General features: G+C 45.0%; 15 protein-coding genes. 13 read left to right on the forward strand and 2 right to left on the reverse strand.

Features of this window, described 5'->3' with window-relative positions; translation table 11 throughout:
* Positions 1-47: 47 nt before the first annotated feature.
* Both ACFI6L_RS09830 and glpK read right to left on the reverse strand, forming a co-directional pair.
* Positions 48-2,792: a TonB-dependent receptor gene (locus ACFI6L_RS09830; RefSeq protein ID WP_462573896.1), complete on the reverse strand. Its 2,745-nt coding sequence runs from the start codon at positions 2,790-2,792 to the stop codon at positions 48-50.
* A gap of 305 nt (positions 2,793-3,097) precedes the next feature.
* Positions 3,098-4,582, reverse strand: coding sequence for a glycerol kinase GlpK (gene glpK, locus ACFI6L_RS09835; RefSeq protein WP_462573897.1), 1,485 nt, complete (start codon positions 4,580-4,582; stop codon positions 3,098-3,100).
* Between the two features lie 160 nt (positions 4,583-4,742).
* On the opposite strand from glpK, the gene ACFI6L_RS09840 reads away from it, so the two are divergent.
* From ACFI6L_RS09840 to ACFI6L_RS09900, 13 genes are all read left to right on the forward strand, one after another.
* Positions 4,743-5,501 carry a DeoR/GlpR family transcriptional regulator gene (locus tag ACFI6L_RS09840; protein ID WP_014947888.1) on the forward strand — a complete coding sequence of 253 codons (759 nt, stop codon included), beginning with the start codon at positions 4,743-4,745 and terminating at the stop codon, positions 5,499-5,501.
* A 304-nt stretch (positions 5,502-5,805) separates the two neighbouring features.
* Positions 5,806-7,353, forward strand: a complete 1,548-nt coding sequence (glpD, locus tag ACFI6L_RS09845; RefSeq protein ID WP_462573898.1) for a glycerol-3-phosphate dehydrogenase — start codon at positions 5,806-5,808, stop codon at positions 7,351-7,353.
* A gap of 114 nt (positions 7,354-7,467) precedes the next feature.
* A complete protein-coding gene (locus tag ACFI6L_RS09850; protein ID WP_239259449.1) occupies positions 7,468-8,046 on the forward strand; it encodes a phosphoglycerate mutase family protein in 579 nt (192 codons plus the stop codon).
* A gap of 135 nt (positions 8,047-8,181) precedes the next feature.
* Entirely contained in the window at positions 8,182-8,685 is a 504-nt protein-coding gene (locus ACFI6L_RS09855) for a hypothetical protein (protein ID WP_014947891.1), read from the forward strand.
* Between the two features lie 166 nt (positions 8,686-8,851).
* On the forward strand, positions 8,852-9,766 hold the full coding sequence (locus tag ACFI6L_RS09860; protein WP_039225880.1) for a hypothetical protein: 915 nt from the start codon (positions 8,852-8,854) through the stop codon (positions 9,764-9,766).
* On the forward strand, positions 9,763-10,389 hold the full coding sequence (locus ACFI6L_RS09865) for a PilN domain-containing protein (RefSeq protein WP_462573899.1): 627 nt from the start codon (positions 9,763-9,765) through the stop codon (positions 10,387-10,389). Before ACFI6L_RS09860 ends, ACFI6L_RS09865 begins: the two co-directional genes overlap by 4 nt.
* Positions 10,364-11,011 carry an agglutinin biogenesis protein MshJ gene (locus tag ACFI6L_RS09870; protein WP_014947894.1) on the forward strand — a complete coding sequence of 216 codons (648 nt, stop codon included), beginning with the start codon at positions 10,364-10,366 and terminating at the stop codon, positions 11,009-11,011. Before ACFI6L_RS09865 ends, ACFI6L_RS09870 begins: the two co-directional genes overlap by 26 nt.
* Before the next feature lie 9 nt (positions 11,012-11,020).
* Positions 11,021-11,341 carry an agglutinin biogenesis protein MshK gene (locus tag ACFI6L_RS09875; RefSeq protein WP_462573900.1) on the forward strand — a complete coding sequence of 107 codons (321 nt, stop codon included), beginning with the start codon at positions 11,021-11,023 and terminating at the stop codon, positions 11,339-11,341.
* Positions 11,325-13,136: a pilus (MSHA type) biogenesis protein MshL gene (gene mshL, locus ACFI6L_RS09880; RefSeq protein ID WP_462573901.1), complete on the forward strand. Its 1,812-nt coding sequence runs from the start codon at positions 11,325-11,327 to the stop codon at positions 13,134-13,136. Before ACFI6L_RS09875 ends, mshL begins: the two co-directional genes overlap by 17 nt.
* Positions 13,137-13,138: 2 nt before the next feature.
* Positions 13,139-14,041, forward strand: a complete 903-nt coding sequence (locus ACFI6L_RS09885) for an ExeA family protein (protein ID WP_462573902.1) — start codon at positions 13,139-13,141, stop codon at positions 14,039-14,041.
* On the forward strand, positions 14,038-15,264 hold the full coding sequence (locus tag ACFI6L_RS09890) for a tetratricopeptide repeat protein (RefSeq protein ID WP_462573903.1): 1,227 nt from the start codon (positions 14,038-14,040) through the stop codon (positions 15,262-15,264). The genes ACFI6L_RS09885 and ACFI6L_RS09890 overlap by 4 nt, the downstream gene beginning before the upstream one ends.
* Positions 15,264-16,976, forward strand: a complete 1,713-nt coding sequence (locus tag ACFI6L_RS09895) for a GspE/PulE family protein (protein WP_462573904.1) — start codon at positions 15,264-15,266, stop codon at positions 16,974-16,976. The genes ACFI6L_RS09890 and ACFI6L_RS09895 overlap by 1 nt, the downstream gene beginning before the upstream one ends.
* Positions 16,976-18,211 (forward strand): type II secretion system F family protein, encoded by a 1,236-nt coding sequence (locus ACFI6L_RS09900; protein ID WP_462573905.1) that lies wholly within the window; start codon positions 16,976-16,978, stop codon positions 18,209-18,211. The genes ACFI6L_RS09895 and ACFI6L_RS09900 overlap by 1 nt, the downstream gene beginning before the upstream one ends.
* Positions 18,212-18,231 lie beyond the last annotated feature (20 nt).

An 18,231-nucleotide genomic window follows, 5' to 3' on the forward strand; every position in this document is an offset into this window, starting at 1 on the left:
TAAAGACAAAAGGGGGCAACAGCGCCCCCTTGATAGACTAGTTGTTATTAGAAGCTAGCACGAACACCTACAGCGTAACGAGCACCGTCAGCAACTTGTTGAACGAAATGTTCTGATAAGCGACCGCGACGCGTTAGCTCTTCGTCAGTAATGTTAATGCCTTCGAAGAATACCGTAAGAGACTCAGTTACATCGTAACTTACACTCATATCAACTTGGGTGTAAGTCTCAGTGAAACGAGGCTCAGTACCACCAAGAGTACTTACCGCTTCTTGCATAAAGGTTTCACGATTGTTCAGTGCAACACGTGCTTGGAACGCATCTTTTTCGTAGAACAATGTAATGTTTTGTGAGTTACCTAAACCTGGTAGGCTAAATTCTGCATCTGAGTTAACGATAGTAGCATTAGCTTGGATACCGAAGCCGCTTTCAAGCGTGTGCAACCAAGCAAGCTCTAAGCCTTCTACTTCAAGCGTATCGCCGTTACGAGGGCGCAGAACGCTAAATACATACTCGCCACTTTCTAAGAAAAGAGACTCATCAGCAACATCACCTGCAATGAAGTCTTCCACTTCTTTGTTAAAGGCTGCTGCTGAGAAGTAGCTAGTATCATCGTAGTACCATTCTAAAGATACATCCCAGCTGGTGGCTTTATATGGCTTAAGTTCAGTGTTACCCGCTTGTGCTTGCAAGTTACCCGGACGGCTCACAGTAACATTAAATACAGGCACTAAGTCATCCATCATTGGACGCGTTAGCGTTTCAGAAAACGCATAACGTAGGTATAAATCGTCAGTTAACTGTAGCTTAACGTTTAAGTTAGGAAGCAGCGAAGAGTAGCTGTTTTTCTCGTTAACCGGCGCACCTACTTCTGTTTCATAAACTACATTAAGGTCTGACGGATCGTTAGGGATTGGCTGAAGATCTCTTACAATCTGACTTGTCCCGTCTACTGAAGTGTCAGTTTCGCTGTAGCGGAAGCCAAAATTCACATCAAGTGGCATCTCTGAGATTTCAGTAGTGAAGTAGAATTGTGCGTACGCACTTAATACTTCTTCGCTCACTACGAATGAGTCATTGCTTGGCTGTGGGTTGCCAATATTTGTTGCATCAATTGCTGCGCGAACATCATCGAATGATTCACCTGTAGCGTCTGCAATTTGCTGTACTGCTGCATCAGACGTTGCGTAGTCAAAGAACGCTTCAGGGTCGTAAGTTAGCCACTGATTAGGCACACCACCGAAGTAGTTTTGTGCAGTAAATACACTTAGAAGCTCGTCAGGAAGATCGAATGTGTAGCCACAATAAATGTCACAACCAGAAGCGAACAAGCGAGTATTAGATTTTTCACGATCTTGGAAATAGATACCGAAATCTGCTTTATAGAACGCATTGTCTGAATCAGGTACCCAAGAGAAGTCTGCACGGTATTCACTGATGGTATCTTCCGTGTCAAAACCGTTGCGCTCATTGTAGTGCATACGACCTAGTGAAGGTGTTTGCAAAGCGGCATCACCACCGGCAACAGTCAATGATGGGGTAGCACCTGTGAAATCTACACTGTATTCATTGTTATAACCCACAACAGTGAAGAAGTTGTCACCGCCACTGCTGTCTTCGGCAGTTGAAGTTGAGATATCAATGTTTGCAGTTAAGTTGTCGTTTACTAACCACTCAAGGTTTGCACCGAATGCTTGGATTTCAACATCTCGGCCGTAGCGGCGGCGAATAAAGTCAGTCGCACCACCAACACCGTCTACAACGGTGCTTGTTACACCTGATAGACTACCGTTGTCAGTAAAAGACATGTTGTCGAGGTTGCTATCAGAGAACCAATGGCCAACACTGTGTGCGTCTGAGTCAACTTCAAATTTAGAGTAAAGACCATCTAAAGTAAGCGTCATGTCATCGTTAGGAGCATACTGAACAACAAGGTTACCAGATGTTCTTTCACGATCGACTAAATCAACGATTTGGTCAAAGTTCTGCGGAATGTACACACCGTTGAACTGAGCATTGTCAGCGTAATCAGGGTTATCTAGCTCAGAACGATTGGTTAGGCTTACTTCAGGACGCCAGTAGCGAGTTTCTAGCATGTTTGTTTGTAGCTTACGCTGTTGGAATGATGCAGCAGCTAACACACCTAGTTTACCATCCATAAAGGTATTGGTAATTAAGCCCGACATTTGTGGCGTTGTTTCTTCAGAAATGTCTTCGTACATGCCTTTTACACTTGCAACGGCCTTGAAGCCGTCAAATGCGAATGGGCGAGCAGTTGTGATTTCTACGGTTGAACCGATACCACCTTCTTGCATAGAAGCGAGAGGGCTCTTGTAAACTTTTGCACCGCTGATTAGTTCAGCTGGAAGCGTATCGAAACTAAAAGCACGACCTTGGTTTTCTGTAGCAATCTGGCGGCCGTTAACAAGTACGGTGTTAAAATCTGGGCCGAAACCACGCACAGTAATAAATTGACCTTCACCACCTGAACGATCAATGGCAACACCAGTAATTCTTTGTAGTGATTCAGCTACGTTTTGGTCTGGAAATTTACCTAGGTCTTCAGCCGTAATACCGTCGTAAACAACATCAGATGCTTTCTTATCTAGCATTGATGCTTTCAGAGAGCTGGTAAAACCTTTAACTTCGATAACTTCCACTTCTTTATCAGTAGCAGTAGTTGCTTCCTGTGCCAGTGAAATAGGGGCGTGTAGGGCAGAGGCGATAGCAACACCTAAAAGTGAGCGTTTCGCGATAGGGCCTAACTGTGATGTGTTAATTTTATGTGTCACTGTGTTTTCTCCGTGAGTAGGCTACGTTTTAACGTACTTTGCACTTAAATTACGTTTTTAGTATGTGCGGATCAAGCTTATTAACAATACTTTTACACATTTAACGTTATATTTTCGTGATTATTATTTGTAACTTTATGAAAAATATAGCGTTTCTGGTTTAAGGTAAAAGGTGAAACGTTTACCTTGGAACCAATACTAGCACAAAATGACAATGTAATTACAATGTTATAAAAAATTTTTTTGTATAAAAAAAGTGCGGTCTATAGCCGCACTTTATTAACAATCAGAAAAATAAAAGAAAATTAGCTGCAGCGGATACGGTCGACGGCGGCTTTCCAACCATCATAGGCTTGATCACGTTCTTGCTTGGTCAATCTTGGAGTGAAAACGCTATCACTCTTCCAACAATAGGTTAAATCGTCGATTGAATTGAAGACACCAGCTTGTAACCCTGCTAAGAAGGCAGCACCAAGAGCGGTGGTTTCTGTAATCTCAGGGCGTTCTACTTCAGCGCCCAATATGTCTGAAAGAAAGCCCATTACCCAATCATTACGCGACATACCGCCATCTACACGAATAGTTGTGGGGCGAGCGCCATCGCTTTCCATTGCTTTTTGCAGGTCCTTAGTCTGGTAGCAAACAGACTGAAGTCCCGCAGCAACGATTTCGCTAATGCCTGTGTCGCGGGTTAAACCTAAAATTGCGCCACGGGCATCTGGATCCCAATAAGGTGCGCCTAAACCTGTAAATGCCGGGACAAGGAAGACGCCGTTATCTTGTCTTGCTCGCTGTGCAAGTGCCTCCGATTCGGCGGCATCGTCGATAAGCTTCAGGCCATCTCTGAGCCATTGAACGGTTGCGCCGGCCATAAAAATACTGCCTTCAAGCGCATAAGTCGTTTTGCCGTTTAAACGATACCCAACGGTGGTGAGTAATCGGTTTTTCGATTGCAAAGGGGCGTCACCAGTGTTCAATATCATAAAACAGCCGGTACCGTAGGTGCTCTTGGCCATGCCTTTTTCAAAGCACGCTTGGCCTACTAATGCTGCTTGCTGGTCGCCTGCTACGCCTTGGATAGGAATAGCTCTGCCTATGATGTCTTCTTTCGTTACACCAAAGTCAGCCGCACAATCCATCACCTCGGGTAGCATTGAGCGTGGGATATTGAATTTATTAAGTAATTTCTCATCCCAGCATTGGTTATTGATGTCGAACAGCATTGTACGCGAGGCATTGGTGGCATCAGTTTTGTGTGACTCACCACCCGTTAAGCGCCATATAAGGAACGTGTCTACGGTTCCAAACAGCAGCTCTCCGTCCTCGGCTTGCTGTCTTGCACCTTCTACATTGTCTAATATCCAAGCTACTTTTGTGGCAGAGAAATAAGGGTCTAACAGAAGCCCTGTCGATTCAGTAATGTGTGAGACGAGCTCTTCGTCTTCACTTAAATCTCGACAAAGCTGGGCTGTGCGTCTGTCTTGCCAAACGATAGCCGGGTAGACAGGCTCACCAGTGTTTTTATTCCACACTAAGGTTGTTTCGCGCTGGTTAGTGATACCAACGGCTGCGATATCTGATGGTGTTAATGAACATTTATTGAAAACTTCTTTGAGGGTAGAGACAACGCTTTCCCAAATTTCCTCTGGATCATGCTCAACCCAGCCATCTTTCGGATATTTTTGAGAGAATTCCTGCTGTGCAATAGCGTCTATACTGCCCTTTGGAGAAAAAATGATGCTGCGAGAGCTTGTTGTACCTTGGTCAATGGCAAGGATATGTTGTCCCATAAGGTCACTCCTGAAGATAGTTTTCATAGAGTTTGCATCATTTACACAGGATTAACAATGCTATATTTTCGAAAACGAACATTGGCGTTTCGTTTTGTTATGGGAACATTGAAGTTAAGCACGTATAATTGATGTAATTTTCTAATTCTGAGGACTCGCGATGAATCAAACGCAAAGACACGAAAAAATTGTTGGGCTTATAAAGCTACATGGTTTTATGTCTATTGATGATTTGGTCAGTGCTTGCGAAGTTACGCCGCAAACAATCCGCCGAGACCTTAACCAGCTTGCCGAAAATGGTGTGGTGAGCCGCTATCATGGTGGTGCTGGCCTTAACAGAAGTTGGGAAAACACGCCATATCAGGAAAGGAAAACCCAAAACAGCGAAGTCAAAGAGAAAATTGCTGAAGCAGTGGCTGCGATGATCCCCGACGGCGCATCGTTGTTCATTAATATCGGTACGACGACGGAAATGATTGCAACTAAGTTGCTCAACCACAAAAATCTTCACGTAGTAACCAACAATATTCACGTTGCTACCATTCTTTCGGCTAAAGAGGATTTCTCCGTCATAATTGCTGCCGGTGAAGTTCGCTATCGCGATGGCGGAATCATTGGCGAGGCAACCTGCGATTTTATAAGCCAGTTCCGCATGGATTACGGCATAATCGGTATCAGTGGTATTAGTTCGGACGGTGCACTACTTGACTTTGATTTCAGAGAAGTCAAAGTGTCCCAAGCCATTTTGGAACATACTCAACACGTTATATTAGCTGCGGACTACAGTAAGTTTGAACGCCGCGCAATGGTGGAGCAGGGGCACATTTCACAGGTTGATTGCTTGGTTTGTGATAAAACGCCGCCGCCCAGCATAAGCAAGATAATCGAAGAAAATAACATCACCTTTGTCAAAGCGTGACCATCTATTTACCATAGTTTTCCACTACTCTTAAACCTGTTCTCGGTTTTGGTCGCATTCTACTTTTTGGCAGCCTTCTTTAAACATTACGCACTGTTGCCGCAAGCGCTCTTACACACCACGTATTTTTCAATGTAAATCAGTCAAATATTGTTGCGATTGAATTTGTTCATTCCTTTTAATTACGAATTTTAACTTTCTTTAATGTTCGTAAATGTTCGTTTTGTGTTGACATGTTTTCTTTTTGCTTGTCAAATAGACAACCATATGAGGATATCCATATAAATACCACTAGAGGCAATGTATGAGTCAAAGCAATCAAACTGAACAGACAGTCGACGTTTTAGTCGTTGGCGGCGGTGTTAACGGCGTAGGCGTCGCGCTTGACGCTGCGGGACGCGGGCTTTCGGTTGCTTTGTGCGAGAAAGGTGACCTCGCAGGCGCAACGTCTTCTTCTAGCAGCAAATTAATTCATGGTGGACTTAGGTATTTAGAACATTATGAATTTCGCCTAGTGAAAGAAGCGCTGGCAGAACGTGAAGTGTTGTTGAAGAAAGCGCCTCACATCATGTGGCCGCTACGTTTTCGCTTGCCTCACCAAAAGCATTTACGCCCTGCGTGGATGATACGAATTGGTTTATTCCTCTATGACTCACTGGCTAAGCGCAATATGTTGCCGCGCTCACGTAAGCTAACGACCACCAGTGAAAGCCCGCTGGTTAGCGGTATTTCAACGTGTTTTGAATACTCAGATGGTTGGGTAGATGACGCACGCTTAGTGGTACTAAATGCGCTAGCTGCCCAAGACCAAGGGGCGAAGATATATACGCGTACTGAATGCGTTAAAGCTGAAAAGTTAGATAATTTGTGGAATGTGGAGCTTAAAACGTCTCAAGGGAAAACGTTTACAGTCAAGGCCAAGTCAATTGTTAATGCGGCTGGACCGTGGGCAGTATCGTTTCTAGATCGCTTGGTCAATATTCACAACCCCAATGCGATGCGCATGGTAAAGGGAAGCCACTTTGTCGTTCCCAAGCTATATAACTCTGATGAAGCGTACATTCTGCAAAATAAAGACGGACGTATTGTATTCGTGATCCCTTACGAAGGTGATTTCTCTCTTGTGGGCACGACAGACGAAGACTTTAAAGGTAATCCATCTGACGCTGCAATTTCAAACGAAGAGACTGATTACTTAATTGATGTCGTAAACAACTACTTCAAGTCCAAGATAACACGCGAAGATATAGTCCATACTTACAGTGGCGTGCGCCCACTCTTAGAAGAGAAAAACGCGTCAGCACAAGAACTTACTCGGGACTATAAAGTAGAGCTTAAGGGTGAGGCTGGAAAGCCCGTATTACTTAATATCTTCGGCGGCAAGATTACAACCTATCGAAAGCTTTCAGAGCACGCGGTAGATAAACTTGTCTCATGTTTCCCGAAAGCGAAAAAAGCGTGGACCAAAGAAGTACCGCTACCAGGTGGTGCATTTGAGAGTCAAGAATCGTTAGTTGCTCAACTAACTTCCGAGTTTTCTTGGCTGGACAACGCTATCGCTGAACGCTACGCAAGACAGTATGGTTTGCTATGTTATAAGTTTCTTAAAGGTAAAGCGTCAGTCGATGCTATGGGGACTCATTTCGGGGCTGGTATGTATCAGGCAGAAGTTGATTACCTTATAGAGTGCGAGTGGGCTTGTTGTCTAGAAGACGTGATTTGGCGCAGAACAAAACATGGATTACGCTTGGACAAAGCCCAACAGGAAGTGCTGTCCTCTTATATCTCAACGAAAGTTTCTGGCGCAGTTCAATCGGATGAGTCTGTGGATGCTGTATTGGCAAGCGCCTAACCCGTGAAAAGGTACGCATTAGAAGGAGCCATCTTTGCTTGAAAAGCGATAAGGTGGCTCAATCGCCATTGATTAGCTAGCCCAACAGGATAAAGTAGACGACTTAAAATGAACATGGACGTGATAAACAATACTTCCGTCAAGGAAGTCGTACTTATTAGACACGGTAAGCCTCTCTCGGCGCATAATGACAAAGTAAACTCAGCTCAATATGCTCAGTGGGTGCGTAACTATGATAAATCGATACTCGATCCAACAAGTCACCCAAAGCAGAAGACCCATATCGACGACAGCTACATTGTGGTTAGCCCGTTACTAAGGGCTAAATTGTCTGCGGCTTATTACGGCGCGACTCAAATTGATGAAGAGTTGCCCCATCTTAAAGAAATGGATATTCCTTATTACAAACTTCCGTTCACCTTGCGCAGTTGGCACTGGGTCGTCTTAAGTCGTGCACTATGGTTTATAGGATTTAAAGGTCGATTTGAAAGTTTCAAAGCTGCCAAGCAAAGGGTTAACCTTGTTTCCGAGCGCATCGAAAAACTGTGTGAGAAGCACGAGCGGATAGTGCTATTCGGGCATGGCATGACTAACTATTACACCCGAAAATCACTCATAAAAAATGGCTGGCAATTAAAGCAAAAAGACGGTGATTTTTGGGGAATTACGATATTGCACAAGCCGTTGCCATAATGCTGAGTCTTCGTTTTTAACCAGAAATTCTTAAGGTTTATTTATACCTACTTCATTTTTTCTTCAAAATGTCGATAAAATAGAACAATGCCTAACAAGCGCTAACGACTTGAACAAAGGCATGGGGAATCGACAATGAATAAAACCAACAAAAAGAAACCTTCCACGTCTAATGTTTTTAAAGCAGCTATTGCAGCTATTTTTGCAATTACCCTTGGCGTTACTATCAACTTTCTTCATACCGATGAGCAAGACACCACAACAATCGCATTTGCACTAAACCTAGATACGTTTAAGCGTCATGTCGTCTCGTCTCATTGGCAATGGCGAGTACGCCAACCCACTACTATGATAATGCTGATTCACTACAATGAGTCGGGCAAAGAAACGAACCGTACTCCGGTGCGAATGAATCACAACGGATGGCCGACCGCTGAGCTTTCTAGTGAAGGGTGTGAAAAAATATGGACGTCGCTAGTGGCGACACCACTGCGCGTGGACGGCTTTAAGATCCATGCAGACTATTACGCTGAACTTGAAGAGAACGAAGACAACTATTGGTGTCGCTTCAGCTTGAGCAGCGGCGCGTATTTCGACTATTTTCCTGCAAACGGAACAGTAACAAATTTAAGCGATTAAACTGGCCACATAAACGAACACGCACAATATAAGCCTATACTTATGTAGGTATTTGTTCTATTTAGATAATTAGTCTACTTTTGAGTTAATGCCATGTTACTCATTGGCGCCATAAGGTATTGTCGATTATAAGATAATACTCGGCATTAACGAATTAAGTAGATATATGCTTTCACGCTTATTTTCTTCGAAAAGTAACAAAACTAGCGTCACTGTAGGCGTATCGGTCTGTGCTTCTGAGCTACATATTGTGGCCATAGAGCGCAGTGGCGACGCTGTTTCACTTAATTCTGTTTCTTCAATTCCCTATGATCAGCATCAGCCTCTCAAGCAACAGCTATCGGCGGCGTTAAGCCCGTTTGCTAAGTCGACCTGTAATGTTTCTATAGTGCTTTCACAGGATATGTACCACATGGTACAGGTTGATAAGCCAGAAATGGCAGAAGAGGACATTACAACGGCGTTACCGTGGACTCTTGGAGAGCTGGTTCCCTATGACTCCAGTAACATGGTTTTAGACTATGTCGATTACCCGGTTAAAAGTCGAACTGGCGGCCAAAAGATAGATGTATTCGCTGCCGAAAAGTCCCCACTTGCTGCCGTCGCAGCGAGCATGGCAAAAAAGAAAGACAAGCAGCTTACTCATATTCACACCAAAGAAGTGTTAGCAACTGAAATGGTGCCAAATGATGACTATGCGCGACTACTCATCATCCAAGAGCCCAACAGTGAACCGTTTTTAATGATAGTGCGCTCTCAGGCTATTTGGTTGGCACGTCGCTTACGTGGATTTGTAAGCAAAGTTAATGAGCAGACAGACCTGTCACAGCTAAGTGATACATTGGGATTAGAAATTCAACGCTCAATGGATTTCTATGAGTCGCAACTTAAGCAGCCGCCTTTAAAAGAAATTCTGTTTAAAACTCAATTTGACTGTGTGCCAGTGATCGAACGGCTGAAGCCGTTTCAGCCCGCTGCCATGAATGTCTTTACTCCACAACTTAATTTAGCCGATGTAGTTGAACCTGCCTGCCACTTTGCGTTAGCAAGTGCACTTGTTGCAGCGAGAGAGGTGGCATGAAAAGAACGATAAACCTCTATCAGGACTCCCTAAAACCAAAGAAAGAGCGGTTACCATTCTCGAAGGTACTTTGGCTGAATGGCGCGGCAATAGTTGTCATGTTGGTAGTGGTAATCGCGCTCAATATTACGTTGGTGGCGAAGCAGAAAAAGTTAAATGAAAAAACAAACGCAATTAGCCAATTGAATAGCGAAATTAAAACCTTAAGCGCTGCACTCGAGAAGAAACGAGACACCCAGTCGCTTCAGCAACAGCTTGAAAAGGTGAACGCCAAAATCGAAAACCGAAAACGTCTGTTGGCGTATCTCGATAGCGGAGAGTTGTCATTTGACGCAACAAAGTACGGCGAGGTGATGGACGACTTGGCTAATTTCCACAATCAGAACCTATGGCTGACGAGTATTGATATCGATACACAAACCATTCGCCTGTCAGGCCAAACCTTGGCGCCTTCATCTATACCTGTGTGGCTTAAAAAGTTGCAGCAGTCTCCGTTTTTCCAAGGTAAGTCATTTTCTTCAGTGCAGTTTGATGAAGTAGACGGCAAAGAAAACGTGAAACAATTCTTGATATCCACAGATTTTGAAGGAGACGCTGATGAATCAGTACCAGCAGCTCTCTGAGAAATTCTCCGCTCTTGAAAGCAGAGAAAAACAGCTAATTACATGGGTGAGTTTTGGTCTCATTATCTATCTATTCTTCTGGTTCGGTGTTTCGCCTGCACTTGATGACTTGTCTGCAACCGATAAAGCAGTCATCAGAAAGGAGAGCGAGCACAAAGCACTTGTCATTCAAAGAGATGCCATTCAAGAAGCGCTAACCATCGACTATACAAAGCGCACGCAGCTAGAACTCGACAAGGCCAGAAAAGACCTACTATCAATTGATGAGGCACTACTTTCACTTAATGAAGGGTTTGTCGCAGCCGATCGAATGCCCGAGCTGCTTATGACGCTTCTAAACGAAGAAGACAACGTACGTTTAGTGAATTTTAAGGTCGAGCCTACCGAAACAGTACGCTTCGGTGACGGTGAGTCTCAAAGCACACCGTTTTACCGTCATAACATGCGCTTAATTATTGAGGGAAGTTACTTTGACCTGCGTAGCTACCTAGCGCGCCTTCAAGCCGCCCCTGAAAAAGTCGTAGTAACAGATTTTGCTTACAACGTTGAAGCTTACCCAAGCGCCACGTTAGCGCTGGGGTTAGCAACGGTAAGCAATAATGAAACCTTTATCTCGCTGTAAGGAGAGAGTGTGAAACGGTTAAGAATTGTGGTCACAGCTTTAGCGATAGCAACATGCTTACCTGCAGTTGCGTCTGTCGACCCGACTAGGCCTGCAATCGCCAGTGCATCAGTGTCTAGCAATGAAGAAGCTGTAGCAGGAGAGCTAGCACTTCAATCTATCTTTAAACGCAGTACAGGTTATAGCGCCATCATATCGGGTAAATCTTACCGCGTGGGCGACACACTTAACGAATACACCGTATCAAAAATTAACCCCAAGAACGTGGTTATCACTGACGGACGTCAGCAGAAAATACTAAGAATGTATGCATATGAAATTAAAAAATAGCCTCATTGTTAACACATTGGTTTTGTCTGCAGCGTTAGTTGTGGCAGGTTGCCAATCTTATGGTGTTGGCGAGGAAGTAAAACCTCATATTCGCGATGAACTAGCACGTTCTCAGAATACGACATCAAGTAAACCAACACCGCCCCTTCAGCTTAATCAAGAACTGCTGGCAGAGGTTGCCCGTTATCAAGCGTTACCTGCGCCAACATCACAGAAAATGTTTGCAGTTTCTGCTAACAATGTAGACGTGCGTCCGTTTTTCGATGCGTTAGTTGAAGACACACCCTACAGTGTCGCCGTTCATCCAGCCGTGTCGGGGCAAATTAGCTTAACGCTCAAAGAAGTGGCGTTAGAAGATGTGTTAACCATTATTTCGAGAATGTATCCGTTAGACGTGTTTTTGGAAGGAAAGGTAATTCAGGTTATGCCTTCTCAACTAAAGACGGAATCTATCCCGGTTAACTTTCTTATGATCAAGCGCTTCGGTGTATCTAACGTAAGCGTTATTGCCGGTGGGGTAAGTGAGCAAGACCAAAACAATGGTGGCAACAACGGTGGAATTAACGGCAATAACAATATTAGCGGGAACGCGCTAGGTGGTCAGGGTGGTTTTGGAGGCCAAGGCGGACTTGGCGGCAATAACATCCAACAGCTCAATGGCTCAAACATTCAGACTACCAGTGAAAACGACTTTTGGAGCGATCTAAAAGAGGCACTAAAAGTACTGGTCTCTCCAACAGAAGGTCGCCAAGTTGTGGTTTCACCCCAAGCAGGCTTAGTGACCGTTCGAGCATTGCCCAGCGAAATCGCAGTGGTGAAAGACTTTTTAAACCAAAGCCAAGAGAGCTTACAGCGACAGGTGGTATTAGAGGCGCGCATTATTGAAGTCACGCTAAACGACGGCTATCAGCAAGGCGTGCGCTGGGATCGTATTGCAAGCGGCTTGACGGGCGGCCTCAATTTCGGACTTAGCGGAGGCGCTGTGGCCGGTAATTATTCGGCAAGTGCACTACAACCCGTATTAGATACAAATGGCCAGCCCGTATTAGATACAAATGGGCAGGTGATTTTTAACAATGTGATTGACTCCCCCATTAATGCGGTTAACGGTATCGGTAATATTATTTCGAGCGCGATTGGCGGTGTATCGTCTTTGCGGATTGCTCGTGGCGATTTTGATGGCGTTATCAATTTGCTGCAAACCCAAGGCGACGTCCAAATGCTTAGTAACCCTCGCGTAACGGTAACTAACAATCAGAAAGCCGTTATAAAAGTAGGGCAAGATGAGTACTTTGTTACTGACGTGTCGACCAGTGAAGATCAAAGCGCGACTCAAACCGAAAACGAAAATGACATCGAACTTACCCCGTTTTTTTCAGGTATTGCTTTAGATGTTACCCCTCAAATTGATAGAAGCGGCTCGGTTATATTGCACGTTCACCCATCAGTAACGGAAACGGCAGAGCAGACTAAAGTCATTCAGGTGGGCGATCAGCAAATCTTGCTGCCACTGGCACAAAGTAATATCCGAGAGTCAGATACGGTAATTCGTGCCCGCGATGGAGAAATTGTCGTGATTGGCGGTTTGATGGAAACCGTTACCAGTGAGCAAGAATCAAAAACGCCTTTGTTGGGCGACATTCCATTCATTGGTAACGCGTTTAAAAACAAAGCCAAAACGCAGAGTAAGCGCGAGCTGGTGATCTTGATACGCCCATCAGTTGTGCAACCGGACACGTGGGAAAAACAACGTCTTCGCACTCAGTCATTACTTGATCAGTGGTATAGAAACTAATTATGTATCAGGGCTTTTTTCACTTCACAGATATGCCGTTTTCGCTTACCCCGAATACGGATTTCTTTTGTGCGCTTGCGCCACACAATGAAGCGTTAAAAGTCATTTTATCAGCATTGAGTATGTCTGAAGGCTTTATAAAAGTAACCGGTGAAGTCGGTACAGGTAAGACATTGTTATGCCGTAAATTAATTAATCATCTGTCTGATAAATTTGTAGCCTGCTATTTACCCAATCCATACCTTTCGCCTGATGAATTACGCCAAGCATTTGCGAGAGAGTTAGGTATTGTTACGGAAGGAAATAGTGATAATCAAGGCTTGCATAATGCAATAGAGACAAAGCTATTATCCCTTAAAAAAGAGGGGCGACAAGCGGTACTAATCATTGACGAAGCGCAGTCGCTGAGTTGGGATGCTCTTGAGATGCTGCGTCTTTTTAGCAATTTGGAAACGGAAAAAAGTAAGCTGCTTCAAATTGTCTTGTTTGGACAGCCTGAACTTGATGACAACCTGGCAAACGCTAAAGTAAGACAAATCCGCCAGCGCATAAGTTTTTCCTACACTTTACGCACAATGACGTCAGCCGAAGTCGATTACTACATTGGTCACCGGTTGACGACAGCAGGTGGTAACGAGCAGTTGATATCTAGAGGACTGCGCGCATTTATAGCGTTGGTTACCAAGGGTACGCCTCGCTTGGTTAACATAGTTTGTCATAAGATTCTTTTGCGCGCATATGGTCAAGGCAAGGCGTCGGCGACCTGGTCACATACCCTAAGCGCCGTTTTCGATACACATGACTGTAAACGCCGACTTGTCCCAAGGCAGAGTCTTGTTATTTTGTCGCTTGCTGTGGTGGCAGTTGCAAGTGTACTACATGTATACGGCGCAGGTGGCATATGAGTATTTTGAATGACACCTTAAAGTCACTGGATGAACGCAATAAAAGTGAAGACTTTGGTTTGCCGCCAACCGTTGACGTCAGTCAACGCCCAGTGTGGCCAAAAGCGCTCATGGTCATCGCCGTTTTGGTGTTTGCAGTGTGGTTAGGAATTTCACTTTTATCTGGTACTTCCCATCGCGAAAAAAATGAAGATGGATTAAGCACAACGGCCGTTTCAAGTGCCCCGAGCGTTAACAACCCGCCTGCTGAAAGTACAATATCAGAGCGTGTTGCCGATAGCACAGCAGATATAAATGCGCCGTCACAAGGAATGCAATCAACCCCGTTATCTGAAAGTGATATGGCGCTACAAAACCGTGCGTCAGATGTGGCTGAGCTTGTTTTCAATACCGTTGATGAGTCCCTTGAAGATGATGAAGCTCAATACAGAAAAAGGGTTACAACTACGGTATCAGCAACCAGCACAGCTGATGATGTGAATGCGTCAAGCGTCAATAACAGCGCAAACGCCAGTAGCCCTCAATCAGAACTGTCTGCGGTTAGCAAAACACAACCCTCAAGCTCGAAGGCCGCAGAGCCTAAACCCAAAAATATCATAACCAGAGAGCCTGTAGTTGAGGTAGCACCTAAGTCACCTGAACAACAAAGTGCTGTGCATTTAGAAGCAGGACTTAAAGCGTATAACTTTGGCATTTTTGATGAAGCTCAAAAAAGCTTCACGCTAGCACTGGCAACCTTTCCACAAAATGACGAGGCGCGCAAGCAGCTGGCTGCACTTTATTTTGGACAAAACAATAATTTACAGGCACTGCAGGTACTTTCAGAGGGTATTGTGATCTCGCCTAGCGAATTAATTTGGCGTGAGCTAATAGCCAAAATTTTGGTGCAGGAAAGTCGCTTCGAAGAAGTATTGAATTTGATGCCTGATAGCTTGGATGCTAAAGCGTTAGCCGAAGGCCGTGCCGACTATCTAATTTTAAAGGGCACCTCTGCTCAAACCATCAATAAGTCAGATCAAGCGATATCAGCATTCAGCGCTATGACATCGCTACAGCCTAATAATGCGAAATGGTGGTTGGCACTAGGGGTGAATTATGACGCATTGGCAGATGAGCGCCTGGCGATATCATCTTATTCCAGAGCACTCGCCATTGGCGGGCTTTCCTCTGCATCTGCACAATATGCAAACTCGCGTCTAACTGATTTACAGGAGCAGCCTTAATGCGACCTCGATTAAAGATGCGCCTTGGCGACTTACTCGTTCACGAAAACATTATCTCCAGTGAGCAGCTTGACAATGCGCTTGCGGCGCAGCGAACGTCAGGGCGCAAACTGGGGGATACACTTATCGATTTGGGCTTTATCGGCGAACCCCAGCTTCTTCGCTTCTTGGCACAGCAGCTAAATATTCCTTTCTTGGATATAACACAGCGCCGTATAGACCCAGAGCAAGCTCAGCTTATCCCAGAGACTTACGCACGTCGCTATCGTGCCTTGGTGTTAGAAGCGGACGACGATGAAGTGCTGCTGGGCATGAGCGACCCAACGGACTTGGGAGGCTTAGACCAACTCGGCCCGTTAGTCGCTCCTCGAACCGTTGAGCTGGCTATCGTGCAAGAGAACCAAATGCTAGAGGCATTTGATTCTGTTTACCGCCGTACCCAGGACATCGCGTCGTTTGCTGAAAAACTAGGTGAAGAGTATGCAGACGAGGCTGATTTTGAGTTGTCAGCCCTTGATGACACCACCTCGGATGCCACGGTCGTTAAGCTACTTCACTCCATATTTGAAGATGCCGTTCAAGTTAGGGCATCAGATATTCACATCGAGCCCGATGAAAAAATCCTGCGCATTCGTCAACGTGTCGACGGCGTTTTGCAAGAAAACACGCTCAACCAAGTGAAAATAGCGTCGGCGCTGGTACTACGACTCAAACTCATGTCTGGCTTAGATATCTCTGAAAAGCGTATTCCACAAGACGGGCGATTTAATATTAAAGTAAAAGGACACACCTTAGATGTGCGTGTGTCGACCATGCCAGTGGCCAACGGAGAAGCGGTAGTTATGCGTTTATTAGACCAGTCTGCTGGCCTACTAACGCTAGACCAAACCGGTATGCCCGATGCTATGGCAGAGAAATTTAGAGCTGCCATTAATCGTCCCCACGGTATGATCCTGGTAACGGGGCCTACGGGTTCCGGTAAAACTACGACTCTGTATGGGGCACTTAGCGAACTCAATAAGCCTGACCTTAAAATCATAACGGCTGAAGACCCCATTGAATACCGTCTACCGCGAATCAACCAAGTTCAGGTTAATGCCAAAATTGGGCTGGACTTTGCCGCCATTCTTCGCACTACGTTACGTCAAGACCCCGACATTATCATGGTGGGGGAAATGCGTGACCAAGAAACCGTAGAGATTGGTCTTCGAGGTGCATTAACCGGCCACTTGGTATTAAGTACGCTTCACACCAACGACTCAGTAACCAGCGCTATTCGCCTTATCGATATGGGCGCGGCGCCGTATTTGGTTGCCACTTCATTACGAGGAGTGCTTGCACAGCGTCTGGTTCGTAGGGTGTGTGAAAACTGTAAAGAAGAAAAGCCTGCAACCGCCCAAGAACAAGCGTGGGTTGGCTTCTTGAAACCTGAATTAGCCGCTGCCACCTTCTACAAAGGGCGCGGGTGCAACAGCTGTAATCACACAGGATACAAAGGCCGGATAGGCGTTTTTGAATTTCTGGAAATGAACGAGGACATGATGGAGGCCTTGCGTGAAGACGACACGCAGGGCTTCGTAGATGCGACTAAGGCGAATAAAGACTTTGTTCCTTTATCTCACATGGCGCTGGACTACGCAGCTCAGGGCAAAACTTCTTTAGATGAAGTGTTCAAAGTCGCTGAATTTGTTCCTGAAGTGGTGAATCACTAATGCCACAGTTCAAGTACGCAGGTAAGTCAACGCAAGGCGGGCCGCAAAAAGGAATTATAGAAGCCGCGTCAGCGCAAGCCGCAGCACAAGCCTTGCTGTCACAAAACATTGTGCCTCTTACCATTGTTGAATCAAAAAAACGCAGTGCAGAAAATGAAGGATACGGCTTCGATATCACGCGTTTATTTCAACAAAAGGTGGGACTGGATGAAATGATCATTTTCTCTCGCCAAATGTACTCATTGCTAAAAGCCGGTATCCCCATTATTCGCGCCATTAAAGGCCTAAGCGAAAATGCTTCGCATAAACGCTTTCAAGAGATTTTGAAAGATATTGCAGACCAGTTAGAGCAGGGACGAAGCCTGTCTTCTTCCATGGCTAAATATGAAAAGGTGTTTACGAGGCTTACCATATCCGTGGTGGTGGTAGGTGAAAATACCGGTAAATTAGACGACGTATTCTTACAGCTTGCCCTCTATTTCGAACGCGAGCAAGAAACCCGCAAGCGCATCAAATCGGCGCTGCGCTATCCCACTTTTGTGTTAATTGCGCTAGCAATTGCCATGTTTATTTTGAATCTATTTGTTGTGCCAGTGTTCACCCAAATGTTTGAGCGCTTTGACACCGAACTTCCAATTATGACCCGCGTGTTAATTGGAACTTCCAATTTCTTTGTGAACTATTGGTGGCTGCTAATTTTTGTGATTGTGGGAGGGATTTTCGCTGTTAAACAATACGTTAATTCGACTAATGGACGACTCAAATGGGACAAATTTAAACTAAAGTTGCCTATCGTGGGCAGCATTATTGAGCGATCATTACTTTCAAGATATAGCCGAAGTTTTTCAATGATCTTGCGTGCCGGCGTGCCTTTAACCGCAGGACTTTCACTTACTGCCGACGCCGTTGATAACGCGCACATGCGAAAGCGCATTAAAGAAATGCGGCAAGGGATCGAAAAAGGCGAAAGTTTGCTTAGAGTTTCGAAAAATAGCGAACTGTTTTCTACACTTGTACTACAGATGATTGCAGTAGGTGAGGAGACTGGGCGGCTAGAACCGTTGTTAGAAGAAAGTGCTGACTATTACGAACGTGAAGTTGACTTCGACTTGAAAAGTTTAACGGCCAAAATCGAACCTATTTTGATTGGTTTTGTTGCGGTAATGGTATTGATCCTGGCGCTTGGCATATTTACGCCAATGTGGAACATGATGTCGGCGGTGAAAGGCGGCTGATAAAGCGCTTTATAAACGGG

The organism is Alteromonas sp. G4i35, assembly GCF_054960375.1.